The 11,702-nt window shown below is 35.5% G+C and carries 12 protein-coding genes; 3 read left to right on the plus strand and 9 right to left on the minus strand.

Annotated features, from left to right (window positions below):
- Positions 1-133 precede the first annotated feature (133 nt).
- Genes NE544_RS10805 through NE544_RS10815 form a run of 3 tightly spaced genes read left to right on the plus strand, consistent with a single transcriptional unit; the run spans position 134 to position 3,826 of the window.
- On the plus strand, positions 134-2,035 hold the full coding sequence (locus NE544_RS10805; protein ID WP_256269331.1) for an IS3 family transposase: 1,902 nt from the start codon (positions 134-136) through the stop codon (positions 2,033-2,035).
- Entirely contained in the window at positions 2,023-2,502 is a 480-nt protein-coding gene (locus tag NE544_RS10810; protein ID WP_118320800.1) for a hypothetical protein, read from the plus strand. Before NE544_RS10805 ends, NE544_RS10810 begins: the two co-directional genes overlap by 13 nt.
- A gap of 10 nt (positions 2,503-2,512) precedes the next feature.
- Positions 2,513-3,826 carry an IS3 family transposase gene (locus NE544_RS10815; protein WP_256269332.1) on the plus strand — a complete coding sequence of 438 codons (1,314 nt, stop codon included), beginning with the start codon at positions 2,513-2,515 and terminating at the stop codon, positions 3,824-3,826.
- Between the two features lie 344 nt (positions 3,827-4,170).
- Here the strand turns inward: NE544_RS10815 and greA are convergent, their stop codons facing one another.
- From greA to NE544_RS10860, 9 genes are all read right to left on the minus strand, one after another.
- Positions 4,171-4,659, minus strand: a complete 489-nt coding sequence (gene greA, locus NE544_RS10820) for a transcription elongation factor GreA (protein WP_227991775.1) — start codon at positions 4,657-4,659, stop codon at positions 4,171-4,173.
- 66 nt (positions 4,660-4,725) lie between these two features.
- Entirely contained in the window at positions 4,726-5,817 is a 1,092-nt protein-coding gene (gene mltG / locus NE544_RS10825) for an endolytic transglycosylase MltG (RefSeq protein ID WP_256269333.1), read from the minus strand.
- Positions 5,807-6,064 carry a DUF1292 domain-containing protein gene (locus tag NE544_RS10830; RefSeq protein WP_227991773.1) on the minus strand — a complete coding sequence of 86 codons (258 nt, stop codon included), beginning with the start codon at positions 6,062-6,064 and terminating at the stop codon, positions 5,807-5,809. Before NE544_RS10830 ends, mltG begins: the two co-directional genes overlap by 11 nt.
- A gap of 34 nt (positions 6,065-6,098) precedes the next feature.
- A complete protein-coding gene (gene ruvX / locus NE544_RS10835) occupies positions 6,099-6,524 on the minus strand; it encodes a Holliday junction resolvase RuvX (protein WP_117926599.1) in 426 nt (141 codons plus the stop codon).
- Positions 6,524-6,775 (minus strand): IreB family regulatory phosphoprotein, encoded by a 252-nt coding sequence (locus NE544_RS10840; RefSeq protein ID WP_117573013.1) that lies wholly within the window; start codon positions 6,773-6,775, stop codon positions 6,524-6,526. The genes ruvX and NE544_RS10840 overlap by 1 nt, the downstream gene beginning before the upstream one ends.
- A 78-nt stretch (positions 6,776-6,853) precedes the next feature.
- Positions 6,854-7,105, minus strand: a complete 252-nt coding sequence (locus tag NE544_RS10845; RefSeq protein WP_256269334.1) for a hypothetical protein — start codon at positions 7,103-7,105, stop codon at positions 6,854-6,856.
- A 3-nt stretch (positions 7,106-7,108) separates the two neighbouring features.
- Complete coding sequence (locus NE544_RS10850) at positions 7,109-8,947, minus strand: ABC transporter ATP-binding protein (RefSeq protein WP_256269335.1); 1,839 nt, start codon at positions 8,945-8,947, stop codon at positions 7,109-7,111.
- A complete protein-coding gene (locus NE544_RS10855; protein WP_256269336.1) occupies positions 8,940-11,123 on the minus strand; it encodes an ABC transporter ATP-binding protein in 2,184 nt (727 codons plus the stop codon). The genes NE544_RS10850 and NE544_RS10855 overlap by 8 nt, the downstream gene beginning before the upstream one ends.
- Entirely contained in the window at positions 11,120-11,560 is a 441-nt protein-coding gene (locus tag NE544_RS10860) for a MarR family winged helix-turn-helix transcriptional regulator (protein ID WP_256269337.1), read from the minus strand. The genes NE544_RS10855 and NE544_RS10860 overlap by 4 nt, the downstream gene beginning before the upstream one ends.
- Between the last annotated feature and the right edge of the window lie 142 nt (positions 11,561-11,702).

Raw genomic sequence — 11,702 nt, forward strand, 5'->3', positions numbered from 1 at the left:
ACAAGGATGACGGAAGCATTAAAATGGTTGAAAAAATGGACCCAGACAACTAAATAAAATGGTACCCATAAGGAGGACAACAACGTGACAGTTGTGATACTCACTTGTGGGTATTTTTTTTCGTTGTTTCAAAATGTATATGTCGAATAATAAGAGATTTTCAAAGGAAGAAATAGATGCATTGTCTAAATCACCTTATGTAAAAAACATTCGAGAAGACAGGCTTACATTCACCTATGAGTTTCGGTGCATAGTATATGATAGGTGGATTGTAAATCCCGGCTTATCTGAACTTAGAAAAATATTGGAGTCATTTGGATTTAGTCGTTCTTTACTAGGTAGTACATTTAGTAAAAAGATGCATTATAGATTTATTGGTAATGGAAGACCATCCGGAGGGAAAAATAAAATTTTTAAGGTTAATGCACAAAATATAGACAAGTACGATGACTCATTTTTAATTGATTCAGATGTTTTTATTAAATCTAGAAGAGGTGTTCGATTTACTTCTGAATTTATTGATCAAGTCTATAAAGAATATCCTGAAATTTCCATCGAATCTCAGCTGGAATCTTATGGCTTGGATCCTAAAAGAGTTGGTTATCAAAGAATCTACAAGTTAAAAAATCTTCTTGAAGACATAAATCCACATAATGAAAAATTTGATTCAGATATTATAAATAAGTATATCCTTCATCCATATGTTAAAAGGTGTACATCTAAACAATTTGTTCTTAATAATAGTTTTTATAATGAAGCCTATAAATTCAAAGAACTTCCTATTGATGAGGTTCTTGGCATATTTGAAATCAATGGATCTGATCTACCTATTAGTGTGCGTAACAGAATACAAAATGAATTGAACAAATGGAATATTGAATCTTTGAGTGTCTTAGATGAGATTGATTCGGATTTCAAACTTCGCGTTCAATATAATAAGATGCGAGCTTTAGAGAAACTGTCTTTAATGTATTTCAACAGATTGCGAAACAATCTTCCACATTATACCTTCGAACAGAAGAAAGTGTTGTGTAAATGGATCAAGGAGCTTCCTCATGACCGATACGATTATTCTGTTCAATCGATTCTTAAAAAGATTGGATTATCCAGGTCATCCTATTATTCGATTCTTTCAAATGACAACTATGGCATGAAGGACAAACAGGATGAGATTGATTTTCAACATATAAAGACAGTTATGGATTATAAAGGATTCAAGAAAGGTTCACGTACCATTTATATGATGCTTCCTGGAATGTGTGGTGTTCATTTTGGAAGAGCCAAGATTCTTAGACTGATGAAAAAGTATGGCTGTGTATGTACTGTGCGCAAGGAACGTCCTGAATTGAAAACGAATAGAGAGAATTTGAAGAATAATCGAAAACCAAACTTATTAAAAAGAAGATTCCGTCTGGCAAGACCTAATGAGATACTGCTTACGGATGTGAGTTATTTAAAATACAGTACAAATAAAACAGAATACTTTTCATGTATAAAGGATGCAGTCACAGGCAGAATCGTGAATCATGTCACTTCATCCGCTAATGATTTGAGTTTGGCTACAGATACAATAGCTTGCCTTGATTCCACTGAAAACACTCTTTTCCACTCGGATCAGGGGATACTTTATTTTAGCGATGTATTCCAAAATAAACTAAAAGAACTTGGCTATGAACAATCTATGTCACGTCGAGGCAACTGCTGGGACAATTCCAGTCAGGAATCCTACTTTGGACATATGAAGGATGAGTGTGACTTCTCTAAATGCTCCACTCCTGAAGATGTGAGGAAAACAGTCGATGAATATGTATACTACTACAATTATGAACGCCCTCAATGGTCACGTAATAAAATGACTCCTGTAGACTATGAAAAATATCTTTATTCAATGTCGGATGGTGAATATTCAGAATATATGGAAATCGAACAGGAAAAATATGATAAGATGATGGAAAAAGCAGGAATAAAGGCATTAAAACGAGCAGTTGAGCTCGGTGCCTTTACACAGGAGAAATTGGAATTATGGCTCAAGTAAAAAAGAAAAAGAAGAAACAGACAGAAGCACAAAGATTAGCACATCGTGATGCGGTCATTGCACATGCAGACAATAAATTCGTTGCAGAACTTACAGAAAAGATGGACGCATTCATTTATACAAAGGATTTTTATATTGCCCTTTATAAACAATTAGAAAAAGGAATGACAGCTATCGAAGCCTATGAATCATTGGGATTCGACACCAAAACACTTGGAAAAGACTGTGCGCAGTCTGCAGCCAAACGAGCAAGACAAAAGGCTAGAAATGGCGAGTTTGAACCAAAAGCAGATAACTTTGATGGAAGTGTTCCAATTGAAGAAATGCCTGAAATGAGTCTTGAAGAAAAAGTAGCGTATCAGGAAGCTCGTATCAGATATTTGGAAGATTACGTAGAATTTCAAAAAAAATGCCATCCATATTGGAGGAGATATACTCATCGTACAACGTCAAGAAGTAAAAGATGATAAATTCTACATGGCATATGACTATATAAAAAGAGGAAAAGCAGAACAGAATGGATACACGAACACAAAGGTTTTCAAGATGTTCGGTATCAGCAGTACAGGATATTATAACTATGTTGCACGAAAAGAAGACAGAAACGGAAAGCTAGCAGCTCAAAGAAAAGATGAAAGCTACGTGATTCGCTGTTTTAAACGTATCATTAGAAGATTGGGGTTTGTCCCTGGTAAAAGAACATTCCGTCGCCATATGTTTAGAAGATTCAACTATAAGATCAGTATATCCAGGACGTCAAAAATCATGAAAAAGATGCAGATTACGGCACAGCTTCCTAAAAAAGATGCCTATAAAGGCCAGGCTACACATCACCATGAATGTATGGCCAAGCCAAATCTGGTCAACCGCAATTTTAAACTAGGGATAAGACAAGTTATTCTTACTGATATTACTTATATTCATTATGGTTACTATCGCACACCTGCCTATATGTGTGCTTTTAAAGATGCCTATACAACAGAGATACTTGGACACGCTGTATCAAGTAAAATGGATGTGGCTCTTATTCAGGAAGCATTCAACAATATGATGGATGATCATAAAAGTGAATTTCCAAAAGATATGGAAGTATACTGTCACAGTGATCAGGGCTCTCAGTACCTTTCAACTACATTCAAACAATTATTAAATGAAAATGACTTTATCCAGTCCATGTCAAGAAGAGGTAACAGCCAGGACAATGCACCCATGGAATCTTTTTTTGGACGCATGAAAACTGAAATAATCGACATTATCGCAAGATGTAAAAATCTGGATACTGTAAAACAATTGATCAACGGATATATAAATATGCACAATAATGAACGTTATCAGGAAAACCTTGCAGCCCTTTCTCCAAGTGAATTCTATACATACAAAGTAACAGGACAATATCCATTGGACAATTACTATGGAATAGAAGCTACAGAACTGATGTCGCTTGAACAAATTATTGAAGCAAAACTAGAGATGCAGGAAAAGAAAAAAGAATTGAAAAGAGAACGTCAAAAAATCAATGAACAACAGTCTCGATTATTTACAGACCCGCTTGAAATCATAAAACGCGACAAAAAGAAAATGAAATCCGAAAAGAAGAAATGGGACAAACAGCTTCAACTTGTGGAAAATCAATTAGCGAAGATAAAAGATGTACTTCGAAAAATCGATGACGCTTTGCGCTTCTACTACAATGAAGCAACCGATGAAATCAAGGAACAATTGAAAGATCCATTGAACTGGAAGAATCATACACAACTTGATTATTATAAAGACATTGACGCATTATACTAAAATCTAAAAAAATCATAAATCTCAGATTGAAAAAAGTCCAAAAATCAGGACTTCCTTTCGTCGCGCAAACAACATATAAATTACAAGCATAAAAAAACGAGCATCACTATTTTGTGACACTCATTTAACAAGAACTGTCAGATATTTGTCCTTGACTTTCGAACCAGTTTAAAATGTTGTCTGAGCCCAATATCAGCTATAAACCGTTTTGGGGTATATGCCGCCCCTTAAATTCTTGGAGAGCAAATTCACATAACCCCATCCAAATTTATTGCGCCAAAAAAAGAGAAGAGTTCGTTTCATAAATATCACCCTTCTCTTATACGTAATTTTTTGATGTTTTTCTATTTAATTTCAAGAATTTTTACATCATATGGTTCTTCAACACGTCTTACAGTACATACATCTCCAACTTTGTGGTCCATGATGACTTCTGCAAGTGGTGTTGTGTTTGAAAGCTTACCATTGAATGGATCCGCTTCAATTGTACCCACGATATTGAATGTTACTTCTTGGTTGTCTGATAAATCTAAGATTTTAACAGTAGATCCCAATTTTACAACATTCTTTGTCTTTTTATCTTCCGCATTATCGGCTTCACTAATGATTTCAGCATTTTTGATCATTGCCTCTAATTCACGAATACGACCTTCGACTTGAGCCTGGTGTTCTCTGGCTGCATCGTAGTCGGCGTTTTCAGACAAGTCACCTTGTGCACGAGCTTCCTGCAACTCAACGATAACTTCCTGACGAACTTTATGAACTAGGTTTTCATGTTCATTGACTAAATCATTATAACCTTCTTGGGTAACGTAAAATTTTTCATTTGCCATGTGGTATCACTCCTTGTATTTAGCACAAAAAATTATAACATAATCCTTAAATTATGCAAAACATTGTTACAGATTTAATCCTAATTCTTCGCAAATCTGTAAATGTTCTTCATATGTTTTTGAATATTGGACTTCCCCATTTTTCTTATGATGGATATCTGCTGCAAAAAATAAGTATCCATCTTCTCTATTAGGATTAAGTACTGCTTGAATTGCCTCTTCTCCCGGATTTAGAATCGGTCCAACTGGTAAGCCTTCATGTAAGTACGTATTGTATGGCGAATCAATTTCTGGATTGGTTTCACAATCTTTTGGATCATTGAAATCATCATATAATGCATAACAAACCGTTACACTCGATTGTAGTTTCATACCTTGATCTAAACGATTGTAGAAAACACCGGCAATTTTAGCCATATCACCAGGTTCACTTGCTTCAAATTGAACGACACTTGCCAAGCTAATGATTTGATGGATGGATAAGTCACTTTTATCAAATGCCTTTTTATTCTCTTTATACATCACATCAAAACGATCTAACATTACACGTGTAATATCATCAAGAGAGTCATCTTTTTCCAAGAAATATGTGTCAGGAAATAAATAACCTTCTAATTTCACTTTATAGTTGGAATTATTTAAATCATCTACATTTAAGAAGGAATAATCCTTTGCGAGCGTTTGAATATAAGAAATATCATTCCATTGATTTAAAATTTCTTCTGAAGAATACTTTCCATCATATAAATTTGATATTTCAGCCGCAATCTCTTTGGCCCATTTGCCTTCCGGTATTTTTAAGACAAGAGCATCTTTCTTAAGTTTTGTACTATCTTGAATGGTAGACAAAATATCTTTTATGCTCATGCCATTATCCAATTCAAAAGTACCTGCCACAAAATTTGTGTTGTGAGTTGCCTTGGCATAAAGCTTGGCAACACTCGCATTTGAGATCAGATTCTCTTTTTTCAAATTCTCTAAAACTGAATCAATTGACTCATTGTTTTCAATGGTAAACACTACTTCCTTATCCCCGTTGCCCGTACTTGATAATCCTGTCTTTACGACAAAAATCGAACCAAGACCGGCGATAATTAAAATGAATACAACGACTAATAGGACAACTCTTACAGAATTGACTTTTCGCCTAGTCGGCATTTTCCTCGTCCTCAACAAACGTGTTGATTACTTCTTCTACCATTTCCCATTCGGCATCGCTTTCAATAGGAATCAACTGACCTTTGTCGTCATAGCGAGATGCGAATACTTCGCCCTCATCATTGTCTGGATCTTGGAAAACCACATATTGGCATCCCGTTTCATCACTGTCAAAAGTGAATAAGATGGTCATCTTTTTTTCATTTCCATCTTCATCATATACATATAAACTATTTGAATCTAACATAAATATACTTTTCCTTTCAAAAATAAAGGAGGATCTAGAATCCCCCGTTTTGTCTGTCCAAAAAACTCTGTAAAATTTGAACGGCAGCCATCTGATCAATTACTTTTTTACGTTTCTTTCTAGAAACATCCCCCTGTAGTAAGATTTTTTCGGCCGCAACCGTTGTTAGTCGCTCATCCCATAGATGAACTGTAATACCCGAAGACTCTAATTTCTTGGCAAATTCACAAGATATTTCACCACGAATTCCGATATCTCCATTCATGTGCTTTGGCAAGCCTAAAACTACTTCTTTGACTTTATTTTCTTTTAATAGCTTTAAAACTTCTTCTAAACAAGCATCATAATCATCTGATTCAAAACGCACAGTCGTTAAAGCTCGACACGTAATATGAAGCGCATCACAAATCGATACACCACATGTTTTTGAACCAAGATCTAAACCAATGATACGATCCATTATTTCTCTAAATACGCACGTACAAGTTCTTCAATGATTTCATAACGTTCAATCTTTTGGATCAAGTTACGAGCATTCTTGTGAGAAGAAATATACGCAGGGTCGTTACTAATCAAATAACCAGCAATCTGATTTTCTGAATTATAACCACGTTCTTCCAAAGCATCACTTACTTCACGAAGAATCATCTTGATATTTTCACGACGAATCTCTTCCGTAGTAAATGTCATTGTTTCGGTAATGTCTTTCATAATTTCACACTCCTTAACACGTTTTTATTATATATGAATCCAATTCAAAAAGAAAGCGATTTAAGAGAAAATGGGATGTTAAACACCCCATATACAGTAAAAGCAATCACTTTTTTGTTGAATATCCTCTAAGATAAAGATCCATTTGGCACAAGATGTAAGATTTTGTTGTCGATTCTTTACTTCAATAATTGTTTCAATCGACATTTGAAGAAGTCTTCTTTCAAAATCTTCGTACGATTTATTTTGTACGTCTAATCCAAACATTTCATACATCACTGGAAATTCATTATCTTTTACTACATTCAAATCCACTATGATCTTACGCATAGCTTAGGCCTCTTCAAATTGTGCATTATATAACTTCGTATAGAAGCCATTACGCTTCATCAATTCATCATGGCTTCCCACTTCTACAATGTCTCCATGGTCCATCACGATAATATTATCCGCATCACGAATCGTAGATAGGCGGTGCGCAATCACAAAGCTTGTACGACCCTTCATTAACTCATCCATTCCCTTTTGAATCAAGACTTCTGTACGTGTATCCACACTACTTGTGGCCTCATCTAAAATCAAGATTTTAGGATCTGCCAAGAAAGCACGGGCAATCGTTAATAATTGTCGTTGTCCTTGACTAATATTACTAGAAGCTTCATTCAGTACGGTATCATAACCATGATCTAATGTACGAATAAAGTGATCGACATGCGCAGCTTTGGCAGCTTTCATGACCTCTTCATCGGTTGCGTTGGGTCTACCAAATCGTAAGTTTTCTAAAATACTTCCTTCAAATAACCAGGCATCCTGTAATACCATACCAACCATATTACGTAAACCACTTCTTGTATAGTCCGTAATATTATGGCCATCAATATAAATAGCGCCTGCATTCAACTCATAGAAACGCATCAATAATTTGACAATCGTTGTTTTACCTGCACCTGTAGGACCTACAATAGCGGTTGTTTGGCCTGGCTTGATATACATCGAAAAATTGTTAATGACAATCTTATTTGGATCATATCCAAAACATACATTCTCAAAAGTTACTTGGCCTTGTACATCTTCGAATACAACTGGATTTTGTACTTCAGCAACTTCTTCTTCACTTGCCAAGAATTCAAAGACACGCTCTGCAGCCGCTGCCGTACTCTGTAACATATTCATCGATTGTGAGATTTGTGAGATTGGTTGCGTAAAGTTACGTGTATACGTAATAAACGATTGAATGTCACCCACCGCAATTTCACCATGAATCGTTAAATAACCGCCTAGAATACATACGCCGACATAGCCAATATTACCAATCAAGTTTGTCAATGGCATCATTAAACCTGACAAGAACTGGGATTTCCATGCGCTTGTATACAATTGATTATTATAATCTTTAAACGATTTTAAAGAATCTTCTTCCCCATTAAAAGCTTTCACAATTGTATGTGCTGCATACATCTCTTCAATATGTCCATTGACTAAACCTAACGATTTTTGTTGAGCCTTGAAGTAGCGTTGACTCTTTTTCACAACAACCATCACTAGAATCATACTGAGTGGAATCACAACAAGAGCCATTAATGTCATTTTCCAAGATATACTTAACATCATCACTAGAAAGCCAATAATTTGTACAATGCTTGATACCATCGTGGATAAAGATTGGTTTAAAGATTGAACTAGGGTATCTACATCATTAGTAAATCTTGAAAGAATATCTCCATGACTATTTTTATCAAAGTAAGATAGTGGAAGTTTATCAATCTTTTGGTTCATTTCCTTACGAAGCTGATAGCCCATTTTATTGGATACACCACTCATCAACCAGCCTTGAAGATACGAGAAGGCTGTACTCATGGCATAGATAGCTAATAATAAGGCACACGTCTTTTTGATCGCATCAAAATCAATGCCACCCTTGCCTTGTACTTTATTCATAAAGCCTTCGGCTATTTCTGTAATAATATTTCCTTGAATCTTAGGTCCAATGACCATAATACATACGGAGACAACGGCACAAAGAATTCCAATTAGGAAAGTAAATTTAAAAGGTTTGATATAATTGAACAACTTCTTCATTGTACCTTTGAAATCTTTTGCCTTTTCGCCGCCACCACGCATACCATGGCCCATTGGACCTCTTGGACGATTGTTTTGTTTCTGATTAGACATTGGCAAGTTCCTCCTTTGTCAACTGGCTCGATGCGATTTGTTGATACACATCACAAGATTCCATCAATTCAGCATGTGTTCCTTTTCCAACCATTTTCCCTTCATCGAGTACAATGATTTGATCGGCATGTAAAATACTCGAAATACGTTGGGCTACAAGGAGTACGGTACTCTTTGTTTCTTTACAAGAAGCAGCTAAAGCTTCACGAAGTTTGGCATCCGTTTTAAAGTCTAATGCACTAAAGCTATCATCAAAAATATAGATTTCAGGTTTACGCACAATGGCACGCGCAATCGATAGTCTTTGTCTTTGTCCACCCGATACGTTTGTACCACCCTGACTAATTTCAGAGTGAATGCCTTCTGGTTTTTTAGAAACAAACTCCGTACTTTGAGAAATAGATAAAGCAGACTCGATGTCTTTTGCATTGGCATCTTTCTTTGAATATAATAAGTTGGATTCAATATCTCCTGATAGTAACATACCTTTTTGTGGAACATAGCCAATGCGACTTCTTAAATCCGCTTGTTTGACATCTCGAATATCAACACCATCCACACAAATAGATCCACTTGTCACATCATAGAATCTTGGTACTAAGTTGATCAATGTCGACTTACCAGATCCTGTACTTCCAATAAAGGCAGTCGTTTCTCCTGGCTTTGTTTCAAAGCTAATATGGCTTAAAACATCTTCATCAGCACCTGGATATCTAAAAGATACGTTTTTAAAGGATACAACACCTCGCATATTGGATGAGAAATCTTTCGTATTCTCTTTATCTTTTACTGTAATATCACTGCTTAATACTTCATGAATACGTAAAGCACTGACATTGGCACGAGGAAGCATAATCGCAACCATGGTAATCATTAAGAAGGCCATAATGACTTGCATCGCATACTGCATAAAGGCCATGATACTACCAACTTGAATGATGCCGGCATCCACTTGTTTGGATCCAAACCATAGAATCATAAGTGTAGTACCGTTCATTAAAAACATCATGATTGGCATCATAAATGCCATAGCTCGTGTTGTAAATAAAGAAATAGAAGTAATGTCTTTATTCGCTTTATCAAATTTAGCTTCTTCAAGATGCTCATTGTTGAACGCACGAATGACTAACATTCCATCTAATAATTCTCGTACAACGCTATTCATCTTATCAATCATTTTCTGCATGATCTTAAATTTTGGCATAACAATCATAAAGATCGCAAATACAACGCTTAAAATAATCACGACACATAAAGCTAGAATCCAAGTCATATTCGCTCCAGACTCAATGACGTGTAGTATGGCTCCAACACCAATAATAGGTGCATACATGACAATTCTTAAAAACATTGCCACCGTCATCTGTAGTTGTTGAATATCATTTGTGGTACGTGTAATTAAGCTTGATGTACTAAATGTATTTAGGTTCTCATTCGAGAAATGCGTCACTTTTTCAAATACGGCTTCACGCAAATCTTTAGAGAAACCGGCCGCAATACGACTTGCCAAGAAACCAACTAGAATTGCACATACAGCACTGCCTAGGGCATAACCTAACATCTTAAGTCCTGAATAGATAATATAGTCTTGTTGGATCTTTTCCATATCCATACCTAGATCACTATATTCCTTCTTTAAAAATTGTGAGCTCATGCTTGTTACTGTCGAATCTCCGAGTTTGGAAATCTCGGATTTTGCAGCTTTTCTATATGTATCCATACCATTCATCATAAGTAGTTGAGGTATTTGTACATTGTTCTCTTTAGCATCCTTACTCACTTCTACCATTGTCATTTGAAGTAGGGTCAAAGTGGAAGAAAGCTTTTCTTCCTTTTCTTCACTGATATCTTTTAATAGATATACATTCTCTGTTTTCAAGGCTGGAATTCTCGTTTTTTCTTCCTTAGTTGCCTTGCTTGGTGTAACCAATTTATAAGAAGATGTCATTAAATCTTTTTCGGAATCGGTTGCGAACATTACATACGAATTGAATGTACTTTCACGAACCTGTTCATAGACACCACTTTCAATACCTCCATTTTGAATGCCTGTATTGACAATGTTTTGCATATAATCCGGCATTGTCAGTTCGCATGTGGCTTGTCCAAACAACAAACCAAGGGCAAGGACAATGGATAGCCAATATGGCTTTAAATATTTCATAATCTTTGTCATTTTTTATTTTCCTCCATATAATGAGCTGTCTTTTTTAAAATATCTCTTAAATGCGCACAGTCAGATGGCCCAAGATAATCTAAATATGAATAAACATTAGCTATATGGGAATCCATACGCTTTTGAAACATGTCGATTGCCTCTGGAACAATTTGAATATAGACCGTTCTACGATCCGTATTCGAATGCACCCTTTGAAGCAGGCCCTTCTTTTCAAATCCAGCAATCATCTGCGATACAGCTGCTGGAGATACACCGAGAATATTTGCCAGTTCACTCATTGTAATCTGATGATTCTCTGCTTTATAAATCGTTTTAAACAACATCACATCTTTAATTCTAGGCCCATCTTTACAATGACGGTTATTTCGAACATAGTTCGTGACTTTATATGTTAGATCAAACAATAAATCTAGTACTTCATCTTGAACTTCCATAAGAACCTCCAATTTATTTAAGTAGCTTAACTATATAACTACTTAACTATTTAGTCAATAAAAAAATTAGATAATAAAAATCAAGCCTAATTCATAAAATTTTGTGTCTTTCCATGAAGGACACATTTTTTGATGATTTTCC

This window comes from Holdemanella sp. MSK.7.32 (assembly GCF_024460475.1).
Classification (GTDB): domain Bacteria; phylum Bacillota_I; class Bacilli_A; order Erysipelotrichales; family Erysipelotrichaceae; genus Holdemanella.